The following is a 25,876-nucleotide window of genomic DNA, read 5'->3' on the forward strand; positions in this document are numbered from 1 at the left end:
GATGGAGATTTTTGAAGGGGACAGCGGGTCTCGGGTGAGCCGTCTTGAGGTGATCAACACCGGACGGCGGCGTCGATTTACTGAGGATGAGAAGCTGCGGATTGTCGCAGAAAGCTTTGCGGGGAGAGGCCGGGCGTCGGCCACGGCCCGTCAGTACGGCATCAGCCGCTCGCTGTTAAACCGTTGGCGCAAATCGGTTCGCCAGGGTTTGCACAGCCAGAAACAAACCGATGGTTTTGTGCCGGCGTTCGTCATGCCGGAAACTTTTGTGCCGGTGAAGCAGGTCACTCCACCTGCTGCGATGGAGCATCCGGTAGCGCCTCCTTCCGGCCGCATGGAGATTGTCGCGGCGAACGGCCGTCGTGTGGTCGTGGACGGCAGCGTCGACGTTGAGGCGCTGCTGCGGATCATGCGGGGTCTGGAGACGTTGCGGTGATCACGCTTCCTTCCGGTCAAAATGTGCGGGTGTGGATTGCAACGGGCCATACCGACATGCGGTGTGGGTTTCCATCGCTTGCGTTGCGGGTGCAGGAGGTGCTGAAACTGAACCCTCTGGACGGCAATCTTTTTGTATTCCGCGGTCGTAGCGGATCGCTGATAAAAGTGATCTGGAGTGACGGCCAGGGGAGCTGCCTTTTTACAAAAAAGTTGGACCGCGGCCGGTTCGTCTGGCCGTCTGCGGAAGGCGGCGCGATCGCGATATCACCCGCGCAGCTGAGTTATCTTCTGTCCGGGATCGACTGGAGGCACCCTCAAGAAACCTGGCGGCCGACGAAGGTCGGCTAGCATTATTCAATTGAAAATACAGGGGAAATCTGATCGAATGGCTTCATGATCTCAAAGCCTGTCGATCTTCCTGTGGATGTTGTTGGCGCTTACCTGGCGCTGCTTGGCGAGCATGAAGCCTTGCAGGCTAAACACGCTATCGCAGTTGCGGAAGCGGCCAATGCGCAGGCGATGCTCTCTGACAACGAGGCGCTGATCGTTGCTCTGGAATTGAAGATCGAGAAGCTCAGGCGCGAGTTGCGAGGCCAGCGCTCTGAACGCACGGCGCGCCTGCTCGACCAGTTGGAACTGCAGCTCGAGGAACTCGTGACGGCGGCGACGGAGGACGAGGTCGCGGCACAGGCAGCAAGCGCCAGAACCTCGAGCGTACGTTCGTTCACGCGCAAACGACCGGTGCGCAAGCCATGGCCGGACGATATCGAGCGCGAACGTATCGTCATCGAGCCGCCGACGACTTGCGCCTGCTGTGGTGGTTCACGCTTGTCGAAGCTGGGCGAGGACGTCACCGAGACGCTGGAAGAGATTCCGCGCCGGTTCAAGGTGATCGAGACGGTGCGGGAAAAGTTCACGTGCCGTGACTGTGAGGCGATCAGTCAGACGCCGGCACCGTTCCATGCCACGCCGCGCGGCTTCATCGGTCCTCATCTGTTGGCGACGATCCTGTTCGACAAGTTCGGCATGCACAGCCCGCTCAACCGGCAGAGTGCCCGGTTCAAATGCGAGGGGATCGATCTTTCGACCTCGACGCTGGCCGACCAGGTCGGGTACGCAACAGCCGCTCTCATGCCTGTCTTCGATCTGATCGAGGCGCATGTCTTTGCGGCCGAGCGTCTTCACGGTGATGACACCACCATTCCCATTCAGGCCAGGGACAAATGCACGACCGGACGCATATGGACTTACGTATGCGATGACCGGCCATTCGGGGGAACAGCGCCGCCAGCCGCAATCTATTATGCGTCGAGTGACCGGCGCGGCGAACATCCGCAGAAGCACCTGGCCAGATACGGCGGCATTCTACAGAGCGATTGCTACAATGGCTTCGAGCCGATCGCTGTTGCCGCAACGAAAGAGGTGCCGATCACCTTCGCCTTTTGCCATGCGCATGCGCGGCGTAAATTCTTTGAGCTGGCCGATATCCAGAAGAATGCGCGGGATCGCAAACGCAAGGGCAAGCCGATCTCGCCGATCGCGCTTGAGGCCGTCAAGCGCTACGACGAATTGTTCGGGATCGAGCGGCAGATCAACGGATTGAGTGCCGAAGAACGACTGGCTGCGCGGCAGGAGAGAAGCAAGCCGCTGTTCGATGACATGCACGAGTGGTTGACGAAGGAACGCGCCACGCTCAGCAGATCGTCCGAGGTCATCGAGCCGATCGATTACATGCTCAAGCGCTGGGAGGGCTTTGCCCTCTTCCTCGAAGACGGTAGAGTTTGTCTCACGAACAACGCAGCCGAGCGGGCGCTGAGAAGTGTCGCATTGGGAAGACGGAACTGGACCTTCGCCGGTTCCCAGCGTGGGGCCGATCGTGCCGCTGTCATGCTGACCGTCATCACCACCTGCCGCCTCAACGATGTCGACCCAAAGGCGTGGCTTGCCGATGTCCTGGCTCGCATCGCCGACCATCCTGTGACGCGCCTGCACGAACTGCTGCCCTGGGAGTGGAAACGTGCATCGCCGGCAACCGTAATGCTGGCGGCCTGACGATGGTGGCTTCTGCCGTCCGCCTGAAGGTCACCCTCGATCATGTCGAGCCGATAGTGATGCGGCGCGTTGTCGTACCGTTCACCATCAGGCTCAGTCGGCTGCACGAGGTATTGCAGGCGGCGATGGGCTGGACCAACAGCCACCTTTACGAATTCCGCATGCGTGACGTCGGCTTTGGTTTGCCAGACGAGGAATGGGGGGATGGTCCGATCGATGCCCGCAGGGTCTCGCTGCTGTCGGCAGTCCAGGACACCGGTGCGAAATCGTTCAAATACCTTTACGACTTTGGCGACGGTTGGGAACACAGCATCAAGATCGAGCGCACCTTTCCTGCAGTCGGCACGGAAGGACCGATGCTCCTCGAAGCAACGGGACACTGCCCGCCTGAAGACGTTGGTGGTCCATGGGGTTATCAGGAGTTCCGCGAGGCGCTTGCAGACCCGGCGCACGAGCGACATGCCGAAATCCTAGAATGGTGGGGCAGCAGCGATTACAATCCCAACAGCGCCAACTTCTCGCAGCTCAACAAAGCCGTCGATGACCTCGCCGCAAAATGGGTCCGAAAAGCGCGACGCAAAACCTGAACACCGGGCTGTGGGTGAAAGCCGAAACTGGATTTTACCGTGTAAACAACCGGCGGAATAGTTCTTCCGAACGCCGTAGACCTTCGTCCGTCAGGACCAGCGACTTCGACTTGTTCAACGGATCACACAGGACCGCGTCATCGATTTTGTCCTCGTCGATCTCCATTCTGCTATGCTACCACGCGCGAGACCCCAAGTCCCGCGGCCCACCTCGGATGGATACGACCGACATGTTCGGCCTGGAACTCAATCGGGTGGCGATTGACCGCGAGGTGTTCAGTCCGATGGACCGCATGTCGCGTCTCGCCAATGTGGCCGATTCCTGGGCGGAGGCCGCCGGCATGCGAAAAGCCCTCGCCGGGGCGGCAAACGCCGTGGTGCGTGGTGTATCTGCCGATGAGGCGATGTCGCGGATTATCGAGCCGGGATATGCGGTTGCGATCGCTCAAACCCGGCGCCGGCTCGAGCGCAATCTGATGCTCACCGAAAGGGCGGCGATTGCAACCTCGATTGTCAATGTGAACGGAGAGCCCTGCGCGCGATGCGGGACGTCCTTCGCCTCCGCTCGGCCGAGCTGGACAACCGCGCCCGCGCCAAGGCCATGTTGGAGGCCGTGCTCTCCGAGACTGCACGACATGACAGTCTGGAGCCCGCTAAGCGGCGCGCCGCGGACGTCTTCGCGCAGGGCATTGCCGGGAACGAGCGAATGCTGCGGATTGAGACGGAGCGTCACGTCGAGCATGCAGTGGTCTCACCGCGGCCGCTTGTTCCGGCGCGGGAGCTTCCGGACCTCAGCGAAAGCGAAATCGGCGCGCGTCTGCGTCAATCCACGCGGCTTGCCGACAAGCGGACGGAGATCGAACATCTGTCGCGGCTGGTCTTCGGCAACAGCCAGACGGCTTCGCTGGAGGCGATTACGGATGCGCGAACCGGCGCTGCCGCCGGCGACGACGTGCGGGCGGGCCGGCGCGGCGAGTTGGCCGGGGAGGGGCGGACCTGGTGGCGCGGCCCGAGCCCCGAGCGCCAGACGGCCGAAGCACATATGCAGAAGCTCGCAGCGGCGTTGGCCGACTATGGATTGGCGATCGACTTCGAGCGGCATCAGCTCGTCACACAGCACCTTGAGGAACAGGCCCGTCAGCGTGTGGAAATTCCCTCACCGTCCAGCAAACTTGCTGGGGTCCTGTCATCGGAGGGTGAGGAGCGGTTTCGATCCTTCCAGAGTGATGAGGGTCTCAGACGCGAATTTGAACGTCTGTCCCTGGCGGTGACGAAAAGACTTTCGCCGGCCGACCTTGCCCAGTTGAAGGCCGGCGATCTCTCGAGGGTCGCCAAGACCCACGGAATTGACGAGCAGCAGGCAACGAAGGTGAAAACGACAGTGTCGCAGGTGCGTAGCGTGCAGCAGGACATGACGGCGCGTGTCCGGGAACGAGCGCGAACGGAGGCTGTCACTTTGGTGAGGCGCTGAGGCCTCGGAGAATTTCTACGAGATGATCGTAATGCGGGCACGCAGTCATTGTCGCGGAGCTCGAGAACAGGGCTCGTATTCGAAGCGAATGGCCGGGAATCCCTGATCTTCAACTCGTCCGCTGCGATACGATCCACGAATAGAACAATACGTTGATCGGGATCAAATTGACGGGACGCCAGATCAGGCCGTCGATATCCACCGACGCACCGTGAATGGCCTGCGCCCACGAAACGCTGTCAGCGTAGGTAGACTTCGACGTTTCGATCGGGTCTGAGAGGCTAAGGCCCCATGCCTTCAAGTCGGACGCAAAAAGGCTTGCCAGCAGCAGATTGGGTTACGGACAATGATAGTGATCGTCCGCTGTTCGACAGCGGAAAGGCGAACGGATCTCGATTTCATGAAAAATCGATTCAAATACCGTCGCCTCTCTGCTTCTTGCGGCATAGAGCGTCGCCATGCAGTTTCCGCCGCCGTCGTTAACCGGTGCTAAACGCGTAGGTTGCCCCATGCAGAGATTGAATTGTGCTGTGCCAAACGAGGAAAGGTGGTGGGGATGAAGTTTGGTTCCACCTTGAGCGTCCACCTGTTGATGTTCGGAAAAGGCGAAGGTGGCTCGGCCTAACTCGGGATATCAACCGACGACCTCTTGCTGTTCACGGTCGGCCGCAGAAGCAATTTCTTCGGGATGATCCAGGATGTCGACCGGTGTCTTATCATCAAGCCAGCCGTTGGCAGATACGAACCAGAAGGCGCGTTGCCAGGCGGAGAAGGATTGCGGCAGCGGTGCAAGCACCGCATGATTGCCGGATGCGGCCGACCATAATGGAACTGGAACGCTAGGAGATTTTCTGTGCCGCGACGCTGAACCGAAAAGCTGTCTAGCGCCTTTTTCCCGCGCGCCGCTGTTGCATAGGGATTTTTGGCGGAGGATCCTGCCAGGCTTGAGACTTCGGCACTGGTCAACTGCGCGACTTCTCGTATGAACCGGTCGCGAAGCTCGAGGTTGTCCTCGGCAAGAGCGCGTCGCGCCTCCCCAAGTTCATCAGGCAGGATGAGATCGGCAAAATTGTTGATGGCCTCCTCCAACGAGGCCCTGGCCCGAATCAATGTCTTCAGAAATGTCTCGAGAGTGGTCCGATAGTTCTTGGGCATCGCCGGTCGCAATGTCGGTCATGGCACCGGCAAGCCCAGCAAGCTCGGCGTCGTCTTTACCACCTGGTACCGCATTGAGTTTGAAAAGCGTTCGCAGAAAGGCGTTCATGAACGTTTCATGAATTGCCGGCCGATCTCGCGAACGTCTGGCACGCCCCCAGCACGACGGCGTGGGACCGCAAGGCGCTCTTTTGCACACTCATCGGGGAGATCACCCTCCATGTCTCCCGAGACGAGGCGTTGGCACGTCTCGTCCTGCCCTGGAACGGCGGTAAGGCCGCGCTCGCGGCCGGCGACGGTTCGCACCGACGAGTATACGCTGGCGCTGCGGCGGCTGGCACCGCAGTACTCCGGTGCCGTCATCGCTTGCATTCTCAACCGCCAGACCGTCACATCAACGACGGCCTCATTAAGGGCGAACAGATCACCTCAGGTGCCACCTGGCGCATTCGCCTGACGGCGGAACTCAACGCCCGTTTCATCTCCACATGCGGTGACGGCTTCGAACCAACTGCGACGCCACGGAGACCCTCAGCCTGTCGCGCCAAAGTCTGTTGCAGTCGATCAAGTGCGGCGACCTGCAAGCCATCCACGGCGCCCTCGAACAAAGAAAAGGTCTACAGAACATCCGCCACGAGTTAGGGGGCATTATGGCATCGATCGAAAAATTTTTTCGACGTAGGGTTCCGCGCTCACAACGCAGCGAGGCAGCTGCTAAACGAACTGTAGAAGCTGCAGGCAGACGCATGGCACAAATGGGCGATCGTCGTTATTCGACGACCAGTTGTGTGTTCATCTTTTTCCGGTTCCAGGCGTCGGTGTTCGTAACTCAAGTATTCCAGTGCGAAACGCATGCCTTGTCCCTTTCTGGGACAACCTCCTCCTTGGCACCCAGATTGTGAGGGACTCCGTTAGACGATCGCGGTCTCGCCCGGCCGAGGAAGTTTAAAGGAAACTTGCTCAAACGAACCGAATAGACACTGCACAGTTGAGCGGTCCTGCCACAAAAGCATTGCTCGTCTGTCACGGCTGCCGCTGTCACTCCCTCAGCGGCGACCTTGGTTCTTTCCTCGCCTGACGGGCGGTGGCGAGATCCGCCACATTCAAATGGGGCTCAGGCTTCGCGGCAAGTTTGACGATACGACCCAGAAAGCTTTTATTGGCGCGGTTCACTGTCCTCGTCGACTGGGATATCGACAAGCCTCCGGCGATCTTGATCATTGAGAAGCTTGCGCTTTGCCATCGCCCGACTCCATTCATGACCAATCTGCGTGAAGCGTTGTCGAGTCGGGCCGAACAGAGAAATCAAAACTGGCGCATGTCGATGGCAATCCACAGAGATCGGATGTTGCACATCCGAACTACGACATCGTTCCTGTTCCGTTCGGCCTTAGCGTACGATTTCGGACTGCTCTTGTTCTGACCCCCTTCTGCATCGCGGCGCTCATCTGATTGCGGGTGGCAGAGGATAGCCTCCTTTGCCCAGGCCCGGCAAAACCTAACTCGAACTCGGTGTGATCAACTCGGCAATGTCGGATTTTCAACGGTGTCATACATGCGACACCTCTGTGTTAAGATGGGGTGTTGTTTTCGAACAGTTTTTCTGTTGGCACGCCAAGTGCATCGCTTTTCGCAAGTGCAACTTGGAAACGGGGGAAACGGGTTATGATAACGCTCACCGACAGTGCCATTGCCGCAGTGAAATTTGCGCTTTCAAAGGCTCCCAAGCCGGCGACTGGATTACGCATCAAAGTGCAAGCGGGCGGCTGCTCTGGTTTCAAATACCACCTGGTTTTGGAAAGGGAGTCACGCAACGGCGATGCTGTCATTGAGGCGGGAGGGGTTAAAGTATTCGTAGACTCAGACTCTGAACCTCACGTCGGCGGCATGACAGTCGATTTCAAAACGGATGTGAATTCACCCGGATTCATCTTCGACAATCCCAACGCGAGCGAGAACTGCGCCTGCGGGAAGTCCTTTAGCTGACCGGGCAGAACGAGAATACAAGATCATCATGAAAAAGGATCAAGAATGCCGCATCAGTGCTGGTGTCCCAGCGTGCTCCTGGCGTCATTTAAGTAGGCGGAGGGCCACCTGGATGTCGATCTATCTCGATAACAACGCAACGACACGCGTCGATTCCGAAGTTCTCCAGGCAATGCTGCCGTTCTTTGCGGACCAATTTGGCAACCCCTCGTCGATGCACGACATTGGCGCCGCTGCCGGCGCAACGATGAAGACGGCGCGCCAGCAATTGCAAGCGCTGATCGGTGCCAAGTTCGATCATGAGATTATCTTTACGTCGGGCGGGACCGAAAGCAACAATACGGCGATTCTTTCGGCGCTGGACGTCATGCCCGAGCGATCAGAAATTGTCACTTCAGCGGTTGAACACCCGGCGGTTCTAACGCTCTGTGGTCACCTTGAAAAAACAAGAGGAATCAAGGTGCACCGGATCCCGGTCGATCAACATGGCCGACTCAATCTCGACGCCTATCGGGCCGCCCTCACCCATCGTGTAGCAATCGTCTCAATTATGTGGGCGAACAACGAGACCGGGACGATCTTCCCCGTGGCCAGGCTTTCTGAGATGGCCAAGAATGTCGGCGCAATTTTCCACACTGACGCAGTGCAGGCGATCGGTAAGCTTCCAGTGGACCTGAAATCGACCGCAATCGACATGCTGTCGCTCTCCGGTCACAAGTTCCATGGACCGAAAGGCGTCGGAGCACTCTACATAAAGAGCGGCGTGCCCTTTCATGCACTTATCATGGGTGGGCACCAGCAGCGCAACCGACGCGCGGGAACAGAGAACACGCCCGGGATTGTAGGTTTGGGCAAGGCAGGCGAACTTGCCTTGTGGCGCATGGACGAGGAAATCACATGGGTGAAATCGCTTCGCGATCGTTTGGAGGAAGGACTTCTCGAACGCATTCCCAAGACCTTCGTCACCGGCGACCCGCTTGCGCGGTTACCTAACACGACAAATGTGGTCTTCGAGGGCATCGGCAGTGAAGCCGTTCAGTTTCTCCTCAATCGCCACGGCATCACCTGCGCGTCTGGCTCCGCTTGCAGTTCTGGCTCCTCGCGAAAGAGCCATGTTCTCGAGGCGATGAACCCCGACGCTGCGGCACTCGGCGCAGTTCGCTTCTCCTTTTCACACTTCAGCCGCGAGGAGGATGTCGATCAGGTACTCGAGGTGATACCTGGAATTGTGATGAAACTTCGCGGTTCGTTTCCATTCTCTGCGGCAGGTGAAAGGCGGAGGATAGACAACTCCGCGGCCGCAGCACGCTGATCATTTTACGGGAACGGCTTGAAAGGTCCGCTGCCGGGTCGGCTTCAGCGTCTAGCAAGCAACTAGGACCAGAAAACTAATTCCACCTATAGGAGAATGCAATGACTTGTGATGGCGGGGCCGTTTCGAGTGACGCAATTTTCGCGCGGCTACTGAGCTTGTCGACTGCCGAGGAATTCTTTGAGGTCCTTGACGTTTCGTATGAGTCGAAGGTGCTCGACGTCTCACGGCTCCACATCATGAAACGCATGGGACAGTACCTGGCTGAGGAGAACTTTTCAGACCACCGCGCACGTGCGCGCGACGCGCTGGAACGCGCCTACGCGGATTTTGCGACTTCTTCGCCACTATCACATCGGGTGTTCAGGGTGCTTGAGCAACGCGATCCGACTAAAACTGCCGCGCCAGGACAGACGTTTGTACCGTTGGAAACCGTGCTGAAGTCTTTCGGAAGCGACAGGTGAGTTTGGTTTACGACATATTACGTCCCAAATCCGACAAGACTGTCAGCAATCCGATCGTACAGAAACGAACAATGCTTAAATTCCAGTCGGTTACTGACAAGTCATGTGGTTGGCATGATTGGTGCTTTGAAGACAGGCGAAACCTTCGGGCCCAAATGCGATCGGAGCTAAAGAAACCTCATGCACATTGTAGTCTGTATAAAGCAGGTACCGGACTCAGCGCAGATACGCGTCCATCCCGTGACAAACACGATTATGCGCCAAGGCGTGCCGACCATTATCAACCCTTACGACCTGTTTGCTCTCGAAGAAGCCCTCAAAGTGCGCGACCTCCATGGCGGCGAAGTCACGGTGCTCACCATGGGCCCGCCCATGGCAGAGGAAGCACTGCGCAAGGCACTCACTTATGGCGCAGACCGGGCGATACTCCTGACTGACCGTCACTTTGCCGGCTCTGACACGTTGGCGACTTCCTTCGCACTTTCTCAGGCAATATCGCAGATTGGCAACAGCTTTGACATGCCCGATATCGTCTTCACAGGCAAGCAGACAATCGACGGCGACACCGCCCAGGTCGGCCCTGGAATAGCAAAGCGCCTGAACCTCGTGCAGTTGACCTATGTTGCGAAGATTACCTCCATAGATCTCAGCGCGCGGGCGATTACGGTCGAGCGCCGCTCGGAAGGCGGAACGCACGCTCTGAAAAGCAAATTGCCTTGCCTCATCACCATGCTAGAGGGCACCACCGTCATTCGCCGCGGCTCACTTGATGACGCCTTGCGCGCAGCGCGCAGCGAGATCGTCAAGTGGAATGCGGGGGAAGCCGGCATTGAAGACATCGCCAAATGCGGGCTGCGGGGTTCACCGACGGTCGTCAAGCGGGTCTTCGCTCCAACCCCGCGAGAACAAAAAGCGGTGCAAATCGACACTACCGAAAAGAGAGTGCACGACATAGCTAAAGAGCTGGTCGCGTCCATCTTCACTCACCAGCCGGCGCTGCAACACGAGCTCTCCTCTGCTGATAGCGCGTGACGAGATAGGAGCAGATAATGGGAACTCGAAAAACTAAAGCACCGCCACCCGCTGCGCTCGGTCGAGCCGGCACCAAGAAGAACCTTCCTGACCACTTCAAGAACTACCAGCACGTCTGGGTTTTCATCGAGCTGGAGCGCGGTCAGGTCCACCCGGTCTCGTTCGAGCTTCTCGGCGAAGGACGCAGACTAGCTGACCAGCTGGGCGTGCAGCTCGCGGGTGTTGTTCTCGGGCCGCCCGGAGATTCTACCCAGCATGCTGTCGCTGAGGCCTTCGCCTATGATGCCGACCTGGTCTACCTCGTCGAAAAGCCGCTGCTCACCGATTATATAAACGAGTCTTTCACCAAAGCATTAACAGATCTCGTCAACACCTATAAACCCGAAATTCTGCTTCTCGGCGCGACGACGCTTGGTCGGGACCTCGCCGGTTCCGTAGCTACCACACTGCTGACGGGGCTCACAGCCGACTGCACTGGACTTGATGTGGATGCCGACGGTTCCCTCGCAGCCACCCGGCCCACATTCGGCGGCTCCTTGCTTTGCACGATCTACACGCTCAATTGCCGTCCTCAGATGGCAACTGTGCGACCAAGGGTCATGCGCATGCCACAGCGGTCAAACAAGCGAATCGGGCGGGTAATCCGGCATGATTTGCGGATGCTCGAGGATGAGATCGTCACGAAAGTCGTCGGTTTCCTTTCCGATGGCCAATCGGAAAACGCTAATCTCGCCTATGCGGATGTAGTAGTTGCCGGCGGGCTTGGACTCGGCGCTGCTGACAACCTGCAGCTCCTGAAGAATCTCGCGCAAACGATCGGCGGCGATTATGGCTGTTCTCGGCCGTTAGTGCAAAAGGGGTGGATGGCGGCTGATCGGCAGATCGGCCAAACTGGCAAAACGATCCGGCCGAAACTCTATATCGCGGCTGGGATATCGGGCGCGGTCCAGCATCGCGTTGGCGTCGAGGGAGCTGATCTCATAGTCGCTATCAACACTGATCCGAACGCGCCAATCTTCGATTTCGCCAATATCGGTGTTGTCGCCGACGCGGTCAGTTTTTTGCCGGCACTGACGGAAGTTTTCATCAGACGGTTGGCACCGGGCAATCATATCAGACTAGTGAACTGAGGTAGGACCCTATGACCAACGAGAAATTCGACGCTATCGTCGTCGGCGCCGGTATGTCTGGAAACGCGGCTGCTTACACGATGGCAAGACGCGGCCTAAAGGTGCTGCAGTTGGAACGCGGAGAGTACCCGGGCTCCAAGAACGTCCAAGGCGCCATACTGTACGCCAACATGCTGGAGACAATCATTCCGAATTTTCGGGATGACGCACCTCTTGAGCGGCATCTAATCGAGCAGCGTTTTTGGCTGATGGACGACACTTCGCACACCGGAGTGCACTACCGGTCGGACGATTTTAATGAGCCGACGCCGAACCGCTACACGATCATTCGCGCCCAGTTCGACAAGTGGTTTTCGCGCAAAGTGCGCGAGGCCGGTGCGACAGTTCTGTGCGAGACGACCGCGACGGAGCTGGTTGTCGATGGCGGGGGCAAGGTGATAGGCGTACGCACCGATCGTGCTGGCGATCCCATCCACGGGGAAGTGGTCGTCCTCGCAGAAGGTGTCAACGGCCTGCTCGGCACGAGAGCAGGATTTCGCAAGGTGCCGAAACCCGAGGCCGTGGCACTCGCTGTCAAGGAAATGCATTTCCTGCCGGAAGAGGTCATCCGCGAGCGCTTCGGCCTTACCGGCGATCAAGGCTGTGTTATTGAAGCGGCTGGGACAATCTCGCGCGGAATGGCCGGATTGGGATTTCTTTATACCAACAAGGAATCAGTCTCACTCGGTTTCGGCTGCCTTGTCTCCGATTTCGCAGCGACCATGGAAAGTCCGTATACCCTTCTTGACGGCTTCAAGGACCACCCATCAATCCGCCCACTACTTGCGGGTTCGGAGGTTAAGGAATATGCGGCGCACCTTATTCCGGAAGGTGGGTACAAGGCAATTCCGCAGCTCTTTGGAAACGGCTGGGTTGTGGTTGGTGACGCGGGGCAGCTTAACAATGCCGTGCATCGCGAGGGCTCTAATCTCGCCATGACGTCGGGCCGCATCGCCGGCGAGGCGATCTCCATAATCAAGAGCCAAGGATGCTCGATGGCCCAGGAAAACCTCTCCCTTTACAAGGCCATGCTGGACAAATCTTTTGTTGTGAAAGACCTAAAAAAATACAAGGACATGCCTGCCCTGCTCCACACGAACTCACGCAACTTTTTTCTTACGTACCCGCAGCTGCTGTCCAAGGCAGCGCAAAATTTCGTGCGCGTCGACGGCACACCCAAGATCGAGAAGGAAAAAGCGACTACGGCCGCCTTTGTCAAGGCACGTTCGCGATGGGGACTGTTCAGCGACGCGGTCCGCTTGGCACTTGCTTGGCGCTAAAGGGAGAAACGAGATGACAGCTCCATTCGTTCGCATCGAGGACAGGCTTTACCAGAATCGCTATCTGGTGGACGCGGGGCGGCCGCATATTAAAGTGCGACCGCATCTGTCTCCGAGCGCAAACTTGCTCGCACTGACGCGGATCTGCCCAGCCCAATGTTATGAGGTAAATGAAAACGGACAAGTCGAAGTTACTGCTGACGGGTGCATGGAGTGCGGTACATGTAGAGTATTGTGCGAAGCAAACGGTGATATCGATTGGAGCTACCCACGAGGTGGATTCGGTGTCCTCTTCAAATTCGGTTAATAGCAGCTAACTCTAGTCCTCATGAAACCCAAAAGCATCTCGCTTTTGTCGAGCAAGACGGCTACATTCGCGTACTCTCAAGTGCCGATGTAAGCACCTAATAATATTAGCATCGCGGTGGGTTTTCGTTGGGAGCATGAGCGGTCCAGACGGTGTCTCCAGGCTGAAATGCTGCACAATGGGCTCAATGAGGGTATGACTGAACGATCCGCTCAAACTATGCACAAACCGGATTTTTGGGCCAGCGGTATCTATCGGGTATCGAAAGTCTTGATTGGTCCAGCCAGTCTCGAGGCCAAGCTTGCCAATGTCATTAGCGCCCTCTCCGCAATGCTCCCAATGCGGCGCGGCGCAATCGTCGTTCTGAATGCTGGAGGAGCGCCCGAGATGGTTGCAGCGCTTGGCGTGGAGCAAGCATCTCAAGGCGCTCGCTGCATTCCGGCGAAGGCTGCAATAGACAGAATCGTCGCAAAAGGCGCGCCACTGGTCGTGCCGGACACTTGCAAGTCGGACCTGTTCCAGGCTGAGCTCCAAACCAGCTCGAATGCCACCGGCCCGACCACCTTCCTTGGCGTCCCGATGAAGGTGGATCAAGAAACGCTTGGAACGCTATGGCTCGACCGCATCAAGGATGGCGGCACCAGGATACAATTTGAGGAAGAGGTACGTTTCCTGTCCATGATTGCCAACCTTGCGGCCCGGGCCGTTCGGTTGGATCGCCACCAGAGCCGCGATGGTCAACCAACCTTGGGCGAGGAAGGAGCCCGCAAAACTAGTTCAGGCAAGAAGGAACTCCCCGAACCTGGCCAGCGCCTCACAAAAATCGATTGGATCGTTGGGGAAAGCCCTGCGCTCAAACAGGTGGTCGAAAGCGTGAAAGTTGTTGCAATAACCAATTCTGCAGTACTTCTCAGGGGCGAAAGCGGCACAGGCAAGGAGTTCTTTGCAAAGGCCATTCACGAGCTTTCACCTCGAAGAAAGAAGCCCTTCGTGAAGTTGAACTGCGCCGCACTGTCTGCAGGTGTGCTGGAATCGGAACTGTTTGGACATGAAAAGGGCGCCTTTACTGGGGCCATCTCCCAGCGCGCCGGTCGTTTCGAATTGGCGCACGGTGGAACCCTGCTGCTCGATGAGATCGGCGAGATTTCGCCGGTCTTTCAAGCGAAACTGTTGCGCGTCCTGCAGGAGGGTGAGCTTGAGCGAGTCGGCGGCACAAAAACACTCAAGGTGGACGTTCGACTCATATGCGCCACGAACAAGGATCTAGAGGCGGCAGTCGCGGATGGGGAGTTCAGGGCCGACCTCTACTACCGGATCAATGTGGTACCCATATTTTTGCCGCCTCTCAGGGAGCGAAATGGAGATATTTCACGCCTTGCGAGGGTTTTCCTCGACCGATTCAACCGAGAAAACAATCGGGATCTCACATTCACGCCGGCTGCGCTCGAGCTCTTGTCAAAATGCAACTTTCCCGGCAACGTCCGAGAGCTTGAAAATTGCGTCCGGAGGACCGCCACTCTCGCGCGTTCGGGGACGATCCTTCCATCAGATTTCTCCTGTCTGAAAGACCAATGCCTTTCTTCAATGCTCTGGAAAAGCGCTGACCGGCCACTTGCGGGCAATACACTCAATGGGACGGTCGAATCCCCGGTCAGCTTCGGTTACTCCACCGGACCGGCCGGCTTAACGGTGGCACCACATCTAACCGACCGCGAGTTGCTAATCAGTGCTATGGAGAAGGCCGGCTGGGTTCAGGCAAAGGCAGCTCGGATTCTAGGCCTCACACCGCGGCAAGTTGGCTATGCATTGCGTCGCCATCGTATACAGGTGAAGAAGATCTAAGTGGTGAGCCGACGTTATCTTGGGCGTGAGCAACCCCTCTTCCTCAGGCACGCGGGTCTATTGTCCAATTTGGCCGCTTATTGTCGCGACTTCGACAAAACGGCGTCGGAGCAATTGGCGCAAATCGAACACGAAACAACAACGTGTTGAAATTACGATCTGATTTGGTTGGCACAGCGCTTGCATATTTGACAACGACCTTACTCACCAGTGGAGCTGTTCGATGAGTGCACCGATTATTTCGCTTGAAAGCCTGGCCAAGACGACATCCTCTGGGCAGTTGCTGACAACCGCGAAATCCGGTGGCTGCGCATCCTCGTCCTGCGGCTTGTCCTCGAGGCCAACCCACATGGATTCGGCTACCTGGGAGAAGATCAAGGATCACCCATGCTTTTCAGAAGAAGCGCACCACTATTTTGCGCGTATGCACGTCGCAGTCGCACCAGCCTGCAATATCCAATGCAATTACTGCAATCGTAAATATGATTGCTCCAACGAAAGTCGGCCTGGCGTCGTTTCGGAAAAGCTGACACCGGACCAGGCGCTGCGTAAGGTGATTGCCGTCGCCAACGAATTGCCGCAGCTTTCCGTTCTCGGCATCGCGGGTCCGGGCGATGCCTGCTACGATTGGGAGAAGACGAGGGCGACTTTCGAACGCGTCGCTAGGGAGATCCCGGACGTCAAGCTATGCATTTCCACCAATGGACTTGCCCTGCCGGAGCGTGTCGATCAGTTGGCCGAATTGAACATCAGCCACGTGACGATCACCATCAACATGGTTGACCCCGCAGTCGGCGAGAAGATTTACCCGTGGATCTTTTATCGTCATCGCCGATACACCGGTATGGATGCTGCCAAAATTCTGCATGAGCGGCAGATGTTGGGGCTTGAGATGCTGAGCGAACGCGGCATCCTAACAAAAATTAATTCGGTGATGATCCCCGGCGTCAATGACCAGCACCTGATCGAAGTCAACAAATGGGTCAAAAAGCGCGGCGCATTTCTGCACAACGTCATGCCGCTGATCTCCGACCCGGCACACGGCACCTGTTTTGGCCTCACCGGACAGCGCGGCCCAAATGCGCTCGAACTGAAGGCGCTTCAGGATCGTCTCGAAGGTGGCGCCAAGCTGATGCGTCACTGCCGACAGTGCCGCGCCGATGCAGTCGGCCTTCTCGGCACTGATCGCGGCCAGGAGTTCACGCTCGACCACATTCCGCCCGAATTTGGCTACAACGGTGGCAAGCGTCGTGCCTACCGCGAGGTGGTTGCACGCATCCTCGATGACCATTTGGCAGCTAAGAACGAGGCTATGACGACGCTTGCATCAATGAGCACGCGCGGGTCGCTTCAAGTGGCTGTTGCGACGAAGGGGGGCGGACGCATCAACGAACACTTCGGCCATGCGAAGGAGTTCCAAGTTTATGAAGCCTCGAAGACAGGGATTAAATTTGTGGGGCATCGCAAGATCGAGCCGTATTGCCGTGGGGGCTGGGGCGAGGAGGGCACCCTCGGTGGTATCATTGCTGCACTCGAAGGCATAGACGTAGTGTTGTGTGCCAAGATTGGAAATTGTCCCAAGAAGCAGCTCATGGAAGCTGGGATCCGGGCAACGGAGGCATTTAGCTATGATTACATCGAAGCCGCGATTAGCGCTCTTTACGCCGCTGAGCATGGCATCGATCCATCGCAGGCAACAGCTTGAGCTTGCCTATCCAGACACAAACAGGAGTTGATCAATGGCCTTCAAAATCATCGCATCCCAATGCACCCAATGCGGTGCCTGCGAGTTCGAATGTCCTTCCGATGCCATCGAGTTGAAGGGCGAGAAGTACGTGATTGACCCTGACAAGTGCACCGAATGCGAGGGAGTTTACGAGGCCCAGCAATGCGCCTCGGTATGTCCGATGCCGAAGACCTGCGTGCCGGCTTAAACCCGGAATGCAATGGCCGAGCTTACGCGCGCGGCCGGCCATGAGTCTTCCCTGTGTAACCGCAACGATGAAAGAAATGGGGATGGGTGTTGGACGCGAAGAGGAGGTCGAAATCCATAATCCTCCGCGGTTTATGCCGGGTGAGCGGGTTTGTGCCACACGTCACATCAAGAATGACGGCACCTATCCCGGGAAAGAGATCGGAGCAAGCCTCGTCAGGAAAGGCGACGCGGGTTTTGTGCGCGATGTGGGGACTTTTCTCCAGCAGTTTTACATCTATGCCGTCGAATGGATTGATCGTGGCATCGTCGTAGGAATGCGTGCGCGTGAACTGATGAGCCTCGACGAGGTCCCAAGTCTGAAAACTGCTACTGAATGCACGCATCGGAGCGAAGGAAAAGGCAGATGAAAGTAACAATTCGCAGAACCGACAATGGCTTATCAGCATATGTTCCCAGGAAGGATCTCGAAGAGCCGATCGTCGAGATGGAGAACGAAAGCCTATGGGGTGGCGTTGTGGTGCTTGCAAACGGCTGGCGGCTCCTACTGCCCGAGCTTCCAAAGGACACCCGTCTACCGGCCACCGTCGAGGCAAGAAAGATCGTGAACGACGATGTTGGTATGATAGCCCAAAGAGAAACATCATGAAATCAACACTGACTTCCGGGCGTCGTCATTCGGAGCCCCGATCCGACGCAGCGTGACCCGGCGCGGATGAACCTGTGGCGTCGAATAGGTCAGGTCTGCTTGGTACGTACCCTCTGCTCTCGTGCGGTAGAGCAGCCGTTGTCCTTCACGCCGGCGGTGCATCACTCTCAAGCCCCACGACTTGCCGCAGTGCGCCTGCCAATGGAAGGGACCCCGTTGCTGCCGTGGGGAACTGAAGTCTAACGATCGCGGCGTGACGACGACGCGATTTGTGGAGCGCGAAGGTTTGGCCAGGATGATTAACGGTGTCACCGTCTTCGGCCGTAGCATCCCAATCCCCGTGCACAAGAGGAATTGCGAAGGTCGTGTGATGGTTCTCGGCGCCAAGCGATCCGACAAGTCGGCTGCATTCACTGCTAATTTGTCCCAACGGATGAGGCTTTGATCCGGCCAAAGGCGTCGCACCGCTTTATCTACCCGCTCGGCAATGCAAACGACGCGAGCTATATCGCACCGAAGGTCACCTATTACGCGACCGGGCGTCCTATGGCCGATGATGCGTGATGAGTAAGTACGGTGCGTCAGTTGCCAAATTTGCCCTCACTCTCTCGCTGAGAGCTCTTAGCGGTTGGGTGATATGGCACTTCGGTATGCCGCTCGCCTGGTTCGCCGGCGCAATCATCGCCACCGGCGTGGCTGCGCTGTTCAAGCTGCCGGTGGCGATGCCTCCCTTGGCTCGACTGCCAATGACCGCTGCAATTGGTGTAATGCTGGGAGGGTCGTTCTCGCCTGCGGTCTTCAAGCATGCCGATTCACTGTAGGCGCTGTTCTGACAGCACGGTATTCAACGCTTGACGTGTGTCATTGTCACTGCAGGGCCGCAAGGCGCTCCGCTTCAGCCATTGCTGCGACTTTTGTTTTGAATGGCCCGATATCATGTTCCACAGTATCGGGTAGCCATTTCGCCAGGAACCACCAACCGCCGGGGCGGTAGCTGACGTTGCTTCGCAACGATCCGACGTCCTTGGCGAAGAACCAACCGGAATCAATTCCGTCCTGTTCCCAAGTGTTTTTCTCGGTCATGACATACCCGCTCGTGGACTTATCCGAGCATTTTATCCGGGCGATATGACCATGGCAACAAGTCATCGATCTGGCTGTTCGGATGGCCATTGACGATCTTGGTGATGACGTCCGTGAGATAGGCTGTGATTAGGCATGGAATAAGGACCCCGCAAATGGGGTGATCGGCGTCCAAACGGGACCCCCATCTGCGATGGGGTTACAACAGCCTCCGGTTTCATCGGAGGCTTTTTATTTGGATGCTTGTTGTGGAGACAATTCTGAAGATACGGCGGCTTTCCCGTGTGCAGGGTAAGTCGATCAAGGCGATCTGCCGGGAGCTGGGCATATCGCGGAAAGTGGTGCGGAAGGTTCTGCGCACCGATGAGACGGAATTCAAATACGAGCGGACCCGTCAGCCTCAGCCGAAGCTCGGCCCTTGGCGCGATCAGCTCGATGGAATGCTGCTTGCCAATGAAGCCAAATCCTCCCGCGAACGGCTGACGCTGATCCGGATATTCGAGGATTTGCGCGATCTGGGCTACGAAGGCGGTTACGACACCGTCCGACGCTATGCCCGGACGTGGGCGAAGGAGCGCGGGTCCGTGACGGCGGAGGCCTATGTGCCACTCTATTACGCGCCGGGCGAGGCCTACCAGTTCGATTGGAGCCACGAGATCGTCGTGCTGAACGGTGTGACGACGACGGTGAAGGTGGCGCATGTCCGGCTCTGCCATAGCCGGATGATGTATGTGAGAGCCTACCCGCGCGAGACGCAGGAGATGGTCTTCGACGCCCATGACCGGGCATTCTCCTTCTTCGGCGGGGCCTGTACGCGCGGCATCTACGACAACATGAAGACCGCGGTGGAGACGGTCTTCGTCGGCAATGAACGGCAATACAATCGCCGCTTCCTGCAGATGTGCAGCCATTATCTGATCGAACCGGTGGCTTGCACGCCGGCGTCGGGGTGGGAGAAGGGCCAGGTCGAGAACCAGGTCAATCTGGTGCGGGAACGCTTCTTCACGCCGCGGCTGCGCTTCAAATCCTGCGTATTCCGACGAAGCCGGCCATCGATTCCGATTTGAAGCCGGCCAGTCATTCCGATTTCATTCCGGCCGGCGTTCCGATTTGAAGGCGGCCATTTCTCGGACTGATCCTGGGTCTGTCTGATGTTTGGATCTGGTTTCGTTTCAGGTCAAGCTTTGGTGTTTTCGGGTGCGACTGGCGAGCGCTGTTTTCGCATGCTTTCGCCGGTGAGATCGATGCGATAGGCGTTGTGAACGAGGCGATCCAGGATGGCATCGGCAAGCGTTGGGTTTGCGATGATTTCGTACCAGCGATCCAGGGGCACCTGACTGGTGATGATCGTCGAGCGCCGCTCGTAGCGGTCTTCGATGATCTCGAGGAGATCGCGCCGCTGATCATCGTTGAGTTTTTCCGGTCCCCAGTCATCAAGGATCAGCAGGTCGGTCTTGGCCAAGGATTTGAGGATCCTGCCGTATCGCCCGTCGCCTCTTGCAAGTGCGAGCGTGGCGAACAGCCGAGGAACCCGGTGATAGGCGACGGAGAAGTCTTCGCGGCATGCTTTGTGACCAAGCGCGCAGGCAAGCCAGCTTTTGCCGACGCCGGCTGGCCCAGTGACGAGGAGACTGTGATGCTTTCTGATCCAGTCGCAGCCGGCAAGCGCCATGAACAGGTTGCGATCGAGGCCGCGAGCGGCCCGAAAGTCGGCATTCTCGATCTGTGCATCATGGCGTAGTTTGGCGGCCCTGGCACGGGCTTCGAAGCGCTTCTGTCGGCGCATGGTGGCCTCCCGTTCGAGCAGTATGGAAAGCCATTCTCCATGCTCAAGACCGCGGGCTTCGGATTGTGCGTCAAGCTCCTGGAAGGCTGTTGCCATGCCGTAAAGGCCGAGTTCGCGCAGCATGTCGATGGTGGGATTGCTCAGCATTGGTTTGTCTCCTCAATGAAAGTAGTCGGGGCCACGCAGATTTGCGTGATCAACGATGGCCGTCGGTTCGGTGGAATGGCGCGCGGCCCTGTGGTTGGCCAGGAGCGAGGCGATGCTCTTGCAGTTCAGACCGCCGATCTCGACAGCGCGAGCTGACACCGCCTCGGCCCGATCTCGCGTGATATCGCGAAACAGGCGCAGAATGCCCAGGCATGTTCGAAAGCCCTGTTCAGGATGCGGACGACTGGCAAGAACAGCAGTGATCAAACCTTCGGTCTGCGGCCCAATGGATGCAGCCCAGCGCCGAAAGCGATCGGGTGTCCACTCGGCATATCGCCGATGGGAACTGGGCATATGATCCGGGTCGGTTCCATGCCGAGTGCCGCCATACCGCCGCTGATGAACGGCGACGCGCTTGCCGCGGTGGAAGATCTCGATGGTGCGTGCCGTCGCTCTCAAATCAACCTGCTGGCGAATGAGGCCATGCGGTACGGAATAGAGGAAGGTCTTGAACTCGACGTGATAATCGGTCGACACGCGGACCAAACGCCATTCGGCGAATTCGTAGTCTTCACCGGGAAGATTGGCGAGCGCGGCGCGCTCGACACTCTCAAACAGCTGCCGGCGACTGACGCCGAGCCGGCGCATGACATGATCATTGATGCGATCGAGTGCCTGGCCAATGGCAGCATTAGCCTCAGCAAGCGAGAAGAACGTGTGATTGCGCAGACGCCCTAAGATGCACGATTGGGCAAAACGGACCCCGTTCTCAACTTTAGATTTGTCCCTGGGCTTTCGTGGCCGTGCTGGAAGAACGCCGACGCCATAGTGAGAAGCCATCATGCCGTAGCTGCGGTTGATCTCGGGATCATAGAAACTGGCGCGACTGACGCCTGACTTCAGATTGTCGGGAACGATCAGCCGGGGAACGCCGTCAAAGAAGCGGAACATCCGGACATGTGAGCCGATCCAGTCCGGCAGTGTTTGCGTCCAGGTCGCCTCCGCATAGGTGAAGCTAGACGCGCCCAGCACCGCCACGAATATCTCCGCTTCGCGGATCTCGCCGGTCTTGCGATCAACGATCGGAATCTTCTTGCCGGAATAGTCGACGAAGACCTTGTCGCCGGCCGCATGCTCCTGGCGCATCGTCGGCGAAAGCCGTTGCTCAAAGCCACGGAAGAGCTCACAAAAGCGACTGTAGCCGTAACCCTCTGGATGCGACCCACGATACTCATCCCAGAGGATAAGCAGGGTGACGCCGGGCTTCTTGAGCTCGACGGCAAGCTCGGCCCAGTTGGGTTCGACGCGTCGTCTCGTGCCCTGTTTGACGCCATTGCGCGCAAAGAGCTTGTTCTCGAGCGCGTCATCGGTCAGTTCCCCCGGTAGGGGCCAGCTCAACCCAACTGCTGCTGCGCGCTGAAGATTATCCTGCACCGTACTGCGGGCTATTCCCAATACGACGGCGATCTCGCGGGAGCTCGTCCCGCTTCCGGCAAGCCGAAGCATTTGTCTTAATTGTCTCATGGTCAGCCTTCTCTTTGCCGGCATCAAAATGTCCTCGTTCATCGCGAGGTGATTGATGCCAAAGTTGCTGACCCAGGGGGTATCTTCAGTGTCGAAAACTGGCCGGATTTTGATTGGAATGGTGGCCGGCTTCAAATCGGAATGGTGGCCGGTCTTTGGTCGGATTGGCGGCCGGCTTCACGTCGGAATCCGCATCAAATCCTACGACGAGCTGAATGGCTGGCTGCTGGACAAGTGCATCAGCTACGCCCGTGCTCATAAGCATGTCGATCAGACGGAGCGCACGATCTGGGAGGTATTCGAAACGGAGAAGCCGCATCTGGTCAGCTATCCGGGTAAGTTCGACGGCTTCCATGCTGTGCAAGCCTCGATCGGCAAGACCTGCCTCGTGCGTTTCGACAACAACAAATACTCAGTGCTGTCGACCGCGGTCGGTCGCCCAGCCGAGATACATGCCTATGGAACGTTCGCAAATCCTCGACATGATGGGCACGCTGAAGCTGTTCGGCATGCGCAGCGCCTATGACGAGATCATGGCTTCCGGCATCAAGCGCCAGCACGAACCGCCGCGCATCGTCGGTGACCTGCTGAACTCGGAGATCGCCGAGAAGCAGGCGCGCTCCATCAAATACCAGATCACCGTTGCCAAGCTGCCGCTGGCCAAGGACATCGACGACTTCGACTTCACCGACACGCCGGTCAACGAAGGGCTGGTGCGCCAACTCGCGACCGGAGCCTTCCTCGCCGAGCAGCACAACATCGTTCTGGTCGGCGGGACCGGCACGGGAAAGTCCCACCTGTCCATCGCGCTTGCCCGTGCCCTGATCCGCAACGGCGCACGAGGCCGCTTCTTCAACGTCGTCGACCTCGTCAATCGGCTCGAGACAGAAGCACGTAGCGGCAAACAGGGGCGGCTTGCCGACTTCATCACCAGGCTCGACTTCGTCATCATGGACGAGCTCGGCTATCTCCCATTCGCCCAGGCCGGTGGACAGCTCCTCTTCCATCTGATCAGCAGGCTTTACGAGCGGACCTCGATCATCGTCACGACGAACCTGGCGTTCGGCGAGTGGCCGGCCGTGTTCGGCGACGCGAAGATGACCGCCGCTCTGCTCGACAGGCTCACCCACCATTGCGAAATCGTTGAGACCGGGAATGAATCCTGGCGCTTCAAAAACCGCTCTCAAAGCTAAAGCCGAAAAGACAAACAACCCGCGCCCGCAGGCCCCTGCGCTAAATGGACAGCTCCGGGCCTACGCGCGCTGACCCTATGCAACCAGAGGAAGGGGTCCCTTTTGGAAGCCGATATGGGGTCCCGTTACGAAGCCGATTGACATCTTCCGTGCGAGCGACCGGGCTGCAAAGCGCGGAGACATCAATTTGCATTACGGCAGCGAACCCGGATCGAAATTCTATAGCCATCTGTCTGATCAGTACGGCTATTTCAGCATTTTGCCCATCAGTCCGACCGAGAGCGAGGCGGCCTATGTGCTCGATGGGCTCTTCGATCAGGACACGGTCCTCGACATCCATGAATACTTTACCGACACAGGCGGGGCCAGTAATCATATCTTCGGGCTGTTCGCATTGATCGGAAAGCGGTTCTCACCGCGACTGCGCAATCTCAAAGACCGGAAGTTCCACACGTTCGAGAAGAGCGACGCATATCCGACCCTGTCGAACCATATCGGGGCGCCGATCAACACCACCCTGATTCTCGACCATTGGGACGATCTACTCCATCTCGCCGCGTCAATCACGACGCGGTCCGTGGTGCCGTCTACAATCCTCAAGAAACTGTCCGCATCTCCGAAGCAAAGCCATCTCGCGAGGGCGCTCCGCGAACTCGGGCGTATCGAAAGGTCGCTCTTCATGATCGAATGGTACTCAAGCCCGGCACTACGGCGGAGATGCGAAGCCGGTCTCAACAAGGGCGAGGCCGCCCATAAGCTGAAACGCGCTGTCTTTTTCCACGAGCGAGGCAAGATCCGCGACCGGTCGTTCGAAAGCCAGGCGTTCCGCGCCTCTGGTCTCAACCTCGTCGTCAGTGCGATCGTCCATTGGAATACCGTCTATCTCGACCGTGCAATCACACAGCTGAAACGAGCAGGTCAAGATATTCCTGATACTCTGTTGAAGCACATCTCGCCGCTCGGTTGGGAACATGTGTGGACGGCTCCTGCGGCACAGTGGTGATTCATACGATATCTCTCGGTCGATTGCAATCATGTGTCCGGCCTACTCGTGCGACCTACGGGTCGCTGGCCATGATGAAGTCCGCAGACAAGGTCCCAAACACATCATCGGGCTTTACAAGCTCAATGCTCCCAGGGGCTTTCCTCGTCTCCGGTCCGACCGGCTTGATCATCACATTTCAGCACCTCTCCGCCATCTCGGACGTAAAGTTACGCCCGAAATCTCATTCAAGCCGCAACGGACTTCATATACTGCTGCTCGCGGACCAGGAGCGCCCAGATAATCCTCGCTGTTTTGTTCGCGAGCGCGACGGTTACGACCCTTGCTGGCTTTCGGTCCATCAGGCTCACAGCCCAATCGTGACTGGCGCTGCTTCCATCCTTTGCGAAACGGATTATTGCGGTTGCACCGACAACCAATAGCTTTCGAATATATCCGTCGCCCTGCTTGCTAATGCCGCTCATGCGTTCCTTTCCGCCGGAACTGTGCGGTCTTGGCGTCAATCCCAACCAGGAAGCGAAGCGCCGTCCGGAGGAAAAGTTTCTAATGTCCGACACCGCCGCGGTGATGGCGCTCGCTGTTATGGGTCCCACACCTGGTATCGAGAGAAGGCGTCGTGCTGCTGCGTCAGCTCTGACACTGTCTACGATCTTCTTTTCGATCTTTACGACTTCGGCGCCTAATCGCTGCAATTGATCAATAATCGTCCACAGCATTGCGCGCGCCAGCTCCGGCAAGCTGCCCTGGATCTCGTGAAAATGCTCGACAAGTTTGGGGACGTTCTTTGCCCCGCCAGCACCGATGACGCCGAATTCGCTCAAGTGCCCACGCAATGAATTGATCAGCATCGTTCTCTGGCGAACAAGAAGCTCACGAACCTTGTGCATCATCAGTACCGACTGTTGATCGGCAGACTTCGCAGCGACGAACCGCATCGTCGGCCGTGTTACGGCCTCACAAATAGCCTCAGCATCGGCTGCATCTGTCTTGCCTCTTTTCACGTAGGGCTTCACGTACCCAGCCGGCATGAGTTTGACGACATGCCCAAGCTTCTCGATTTCCCGAGCCCAGTAATGCGAGCTTCCGCAGGCTTCGATGCCCACAAGGCACGGTTGGATACCGCGGAAAAACCGTAGTACCTCGCCTCGCCGAAGCTGCCGCCGAACCATAACGTTCCCGAGGTTATCGATGCCATGTACCTGAAAGACATTCTTCGCCAGATCAAGGCCAATCGTCGTAATCTTTCTCATGAACTGCTCCTCTATCGTTTCTGACCGCATGCCACTATGGCACAGCGGTTGCGGAGCAGGAGCCGTCCATCTCAACACATCACATCAACCTTACCGGCATCTACACCTGGGATGCCGAACATCAGATGCCGAACGGATTTCGATCGCTCCGTCTGCCAGCCGGGCTACGGCGGGTCGCATAAGTTCTCATTCCGTTCGCCCTAAGCGTACGAT

Annotated in this window: 29 protein-coding genes and 4 pseudogenes; 23 read left to right on the plus strand and 10 right to left on the minus strand. The window is 57.7% G+C overall.

Features of this window, described 5'->3' with window-relative positions:
* Position 1: 1 nt before the first annotated feature.
* Genes tnpA through NBG89_RS29020 form a run of 4 tightly spaced genes read left to right on the plus strand, consistent with a single transcriptional unit; the run spans position 2 to position 3,077 of the window.
* A complete protein-coding gene (tnpA, locus tag NBG89_RS29005) occupies positions 2-436 on the plus strand; it encodes an IS66-like element accessory protein TnpA (RefSeq protein WP_416068530.1) in 435 nt (144 codons plus the stop codon).
* Positions 437-492: 56 nt separating this feature from the next.
* On the plus strand, positions 493-786 hold the full coding sequence (tnpB, locus tag NBG89_RS29010) for an IS66 family insertion sequence element accessory protein TnpB (protein WP_112982801.1): 294 nt from the start codon (positions 493-495) through the stop codon (positions 784-786).
* A 45-nt stretch (positions 787-831) separates the two neighbouring features.
* Positions 832-2,490, plus strand: coding sequence for an IS66 family transposase (tnpC, locus tag NBG89_RS29015; protein WP_416068531.1), 1,659 nt, complete (start codon positions 832-834; stop codon positions 2,488-2,490).
* A 2-nt stretch (positions 2,491-2,492) separates the two neighbouring features.
* On the plus strand, positions 2,493-3,077 hold the full coding sequence (locus NBG89_RS29020; protein WP_416068532.1) for a plasmid pRiA4b ORF-3 family protein: 585 nt from the start codon (positions 2,493-2,495) through the stop codon (positions 3,075-3,077).
* Positions 3,078-3,111: 34 nt separating this feature from the next.
* Here NBG89_RS29020 and NBG89_RS29025 read toward each other — a convergent pair whose 3' ends face one another.
* Positions 3,112-3,243: a DUF6429 family protein gene (locus NBG89_RS29025; protein ID WP_416068533.1), complete on the minus strand. Its 132-nt coding sequence runs from the start codon at positions 3,241-3,243 to the stop codon at positions 3,112-3,114.
* Between the two features lie 375 nt (positions 3,244-3,618).
* On the opposite strand from NBG89_RS29025, the gene NBG89_RS29030 reads away from it, so the two are divergent.
* Positions 3,619-4,548, plus strand: a complete 930-nt coding sequence (locus NBG89_RS29030) for a BID domain-containing protein (protein ID WP_416068593.1) — start codon at positions 3,619-3,621, stop codon at positions 4,546-4,548.
* Between the two features lie 634 nt (positions 4,549-5,182).
* Here the strand turns inward: NBG89_RS29030 and NBG89_RS29035 are convergent.
* The 3 genes from NBG89_RS29035 to NBG89_RS29045 form a co-directional block, all read right to left on the minus strand.
* Positions 5,183-5,344 (minus strand): hypothetical protein, encoded by a 162-nt coding sequence (locus NBG89_RS29035; RefSeq protein WP_431324643.1) that lies wholly within the window; start codon positions 5,342-5,344, stop codon positions 5,183-5,185.
* Positions 5,345-5,593: 249 nt separating this feature from the next.
* The gene (locus tag NBG89_RS29040; protein WP_431324644.1) at positions 5,594-5,812 is read right to left on the minus strand and encodes a hypothetical protein; all 219 of its coding nucleotides are present in this window, start codon (positions 5,810-5,812) and stop codon (positions 5,594-5,596) included.
* Positions 5,809-6,066, minus strand: coding sequence for a hypothetical protein (locus tag NBG89_RS29045; RefSeq protein WP_431324645.1), 258 nt, complete (start codon positions 6,064-6,066; stop codon positions 5,809-5,811). Before NBG89_RS29045 ends, NBG89_RS29040 begins: the two co-directional genes overlap by 4 nt.
* A gap of 1,302 nt (positions 6,067-7,368) precedes the next feature.
* Here NBG89_RS29045 and NBG89_RS29050 point away from each other — a divergent pair.
* The 8 genes from NBG89_RS29050 (at position 7,369) to nifA (ending at position 15,095) form a co-directional block, all read left to right on the plus strand.
* Positions 7,369-7,689 carry an iron-sulfur cluster assembly accessory protein gene (locus tag NBG89_RS29050; protein ID WP_416068590.1) on the plus strand — a complete coding sequence of 107 codons (321 nt, stop codon included), beginning with the start codon at positions 7,369-7,371 and terminating at the stop codon, positions 7,687-7,689.
* Between the two features lie 112 nt (positions 7,690-7,801).
* Positions 7,802-9,001: a cysteine desulfurase NifS gene (gene nifS, locus NBG89_RS29055; protein WP_416068589.1), complete on the plus strand. Its 1,200-nt coding sequence runs from the start codon at positions 7,802-7,804 to the stop codon at positions 8,999-9,001.
* 101 nt (positions 9,002-9,102) lie between these two features.
* Positions 9,103-9,465, plus strand: a complete 363-nt coding sequence (gene nifW, locus NBG89_RS29060) for a nitrogenase stabilizing/protective protein NifW (RefSeq protein ID WP_416068588.1) — start codon at positions 9,103-9,105, stop codon at positions 9,463-9,465.
* 180 nt (positions 9,466-9,645) lie between these two features.
* A complete protein-coding gene (locus NBG89_RS29065; protein ID WP_416068587.1) occupies positions 9,646-10,497 on the plus strand; it encodes an electron transfer flavoprotein subunit beta/FixA family protein in 852 nt (283 codons plus the stop codon).
* A gap of 17 nt (positions 10,498-10,514) precedes the next feature.
* Positions 10,515-11,627 (plus strand): electron transfer flavoprotein subunit alpha/FixB family protein, encoded by a 1,113-nt coding sequence (locus NBG89_RS29070; RefSeq protein WP_416068586.1) that lies wholly within the window; start codon positions 10,515-10,517, stop codon positions 11,625-11,627.
* A gap of 11 nt (positions 11,628-11,638) precedes the next feature.
* Entirely contained in the window at positions 11,639-12,946 is a 1,308-nt protein-coding gene (locus NBG89_RS29075; RefSeq protein WP_416068585.1) for an FAD-dependent oxidoreductase, read from the plus strand.
* A gap of 13 nt (positions 12,947-12,959) precedes the next feature.
* Positions 12,960-13,253: a ferredoxin family protein gene (locus NBG89_RS29080; protein ID WP_416068584.1), complete on the plus strand. Its 294-nt coding sequence runs from the start codon at positions 12,960-12,962 to the stop codon at positions 13,251-13,253.
* Positions 13,254-13,448: 195 nt separating this feature from the next.
* Complete coding sequence (gene nifA, locus NBG89_RS29085; protein WP_416068583.1) at positions 13,449-15,095, plus strand: nif-specific transcriptional activator NifA; 1,647 nt, start codon at positions 13,449-13,451, stop codon at positions 15,093-15,095.
* Positions 15,096-15,299: 204 nt separating this feature from the next.
* On the opposite strand, the gene NBG89_RS29090 is transcribed toward nifA, so the two are convergent.
* Positions 15,300-15,446, minus strand: coding sequence for a hypothetical protein (locus NBG89_RS29090; RefSeq protein WP_431324667.1), 147 nt, complete (start codon positions 15,444-15,446; stop codon positions 15,300-15,302).
* Between NBG89_RS29090 and nifB the strand changes: the two genes are divergently transcribed.
* From nifB to NBG89_RS29120, 6 genes are all read left to right on the plus strand, one after another.
* Entirely contained in the window at positions 15,376-16,800 is a 1,425-nt protein-coding gene (gene nifB, locus NBG89_RS29095; protein ID WP_431324660.1) for a nitrogenase cofactor biosynthesis protein NifB, read from the plus strand. The two genes, NBG89_RS29090 and nifB, sit on opposite strands and share 71 nt — an antisense overlap.
* Positions 16,801-16,834: 34 nt before the next feature.
* On the plus strand, positions 16,835-17,029 hold the full coding sequence (locus NBG89_RS29100; RefSeq protein ID WP_069456679.1) for a 4Fe-4S binding protein: 195 nt from the start codon (positions 16,835-16,837) through the stop codon (positions 17,027-17,029).
* 82 nt (positions 17,030-17,111) lie between these two features.
* Positions 17,112-17,438 (plus strand): nitrogen fixation protein NifZ, encoded by a 327-nt coding sequence (locus tag NBG89_RS29105; RefSeq protein WP_416068581.1) that lies wholly within the window; start codon positions 17,112-17,114, stop codon positions 17,436-17,438.
* The gene (gene nifT, locus NBG89_RS29110) at positions 17,435-17,677 is read left to right on the plus strand and encodes a putative nitrogen fixation protein NifT (protein ID WP_416068580.1); all 243 of its coding nucleotides are present in this window, start codon (positions 17,435-17,437) and stop codon (positions 17,675-17,677) included. The genes NBG89_RS29105 and nifT overlap by 4 nt, the downstream gene beginning before the upstream one ends.
* A gap of 441 nt (positions 17,678-18,118) precedes the next feature.
* Positions 18,119-18,241, plus strand: a complete 123-nt coding sequence (locus tag NBG89_RS29115) for a hypothetical protein (protein WP_416068579.1) — start codon at positions 18,119-18,121, stop codon at positions 18,239-18,241.
* Positions 18,241-18,498, plus strand: a complete 258-nt coding sequence (locus NBG89_RS29120; protein ID WP_416068578.1) for an AbrB family transcriptional regulator — start codon at positions 18,241-18,243, stop codon at positions 18,496-18,498. Before NBG89_RS29115 ends, NBG89_RS29120 begins: the two co-directional genes overlap by 1 nt.
* A 46-nt stretch (positions 18,499-18,544) precedes the next feature.
* Here NBG89_RS29120 and NBG89_RS29125 read toward each other — a convergent pair whose 3' ends face one another.
* Positions 18,545-18,760 carry a hypothetical protein gene (locus NBG89_RS29125; RefSeq protein WP_416068577.1) on the minus strand — a complete coding sequence of 72 codons (216 nt, stop codon included), beginning with the start codon at positions 18,758-18,760 and terminating at the stop codon, positions 18,545-18,547.
* Between the two features lie 19 nt (positions 18,761-18,779).
* Positions 18,780-18,884 (minus strand): annotated as a pseudogene (locus tag NBG89_RS29130) (transposase domain-containing protein); the annotation flags it as partial.
* Positions 18,885-18,999: 115 nt separating this feature from the next.
* Here NBG89_RS29130 and istA (NBG89_RS29135) point away from each other — a divergent pair.
* Positions 19,000-19,788 (plus strand): annotated as a pseudogene (gene istA, locus NBG89_RS29135) (IS21 family transposase); the annotation flags it as partial.
* Positions 19,789-19,937: 149 nt separating this feature from the next.
* Here istA (NBG89_RS29135) and istB (NBG89_RS29140) read toward each other — a convergent pair.
* Positions 19,938-20,693 carry an IS21-like element helper ATPase IstB gene (gene istB, locus NBG89_RS29140; RefSeq protein ID WP_416068576.1) on the minus strand — a complete coding sequence of 252 codons (756 nt, stop codon included), beginning with the start codon at positions 20,691-20,693 and terminating at the stop codon, positions 19,938-19,940.
* 12 nt (positions 20,694-20,705) lie between these two features.
* The gene (istA, locus tag NBG89_RS29145; RefSeq protein WP_431324646.1) at positions 20,706-22,217 is read right to left on the minus strand and encodes an IS21 family transposase; all 1,512 of its coding nucleotides are present in this window, start codon (positions 22,215-22,217) and stop codon (positions 20,706-20,708) included.
* Between the two features lie 187 nt (positions 22,218-22,404).
* On the opposite strand from istA (NBG89_RS29145), the pseudogene NBG89_RS29150 reads away from it, so the two are divergent.
* The 3 genes and pseudogenes from NBG89_RS29150 to NBG89_RS29160 form a co-directional block, all read left to right on the plus strand.
* Positions 22,405-22,719, plus strand: a pseudogene (locus NBG89_RS29150) (Mu transposase domain-containing protein); the annotation flags it as partial.
* Positions 22,676-23,410, plus strand: a complete 735-nt coding sequence (gene istB / locus NBG89_RS29155; protein WP_416068548.1) for an IS21-like element helper ATPase IstB — start codon at positions 22,676-22,678, stop codon at positions 23,408-23,410. The pseudogene NBG89_RS29150 and the gene istB (NBG89_RS29155), both read left to right, overlap by 44 nt.
* Positions 23,411-23,552: 142 nt before the next feature.
* Positions 23,553-24,386 (plus strand): annotated as a pseudogene (locus NBG89_RS29160) (Tn3 family transposase); the annotation flags it as partial.
* 254 nt (positions 24,387-24,640) lie between these two features.
* Here the strand turns inward: NBG89_RS29160 and NBG89_RS29165 are convergent.
* Positions 24,641-25,663 carry an IS110 family transposase gene (locus NBG89_RS29165; protein WP_416068574.1) on the minus strand — a complete coding sequence of 341 codons (1,023 nt, stop codon included), beginning with the start codon at positions 25,661-25,663 and terminating at the stop codon, positions 24,641-24,643.
* Between the last annotated feature and the right edge of the window lie 213 nt (positions 25,664-25,876).

This window comes from Rhizobium sp. YTU87027 (assembly GCF_050644135.1).
In the GTDB taxonomy this organism is placed as follows: domain Bacteria; phylum Pseudomonadota; class Alphaproteobacteria; order Rhizobiales; family Rhizobiaceae; genus Rhizobium.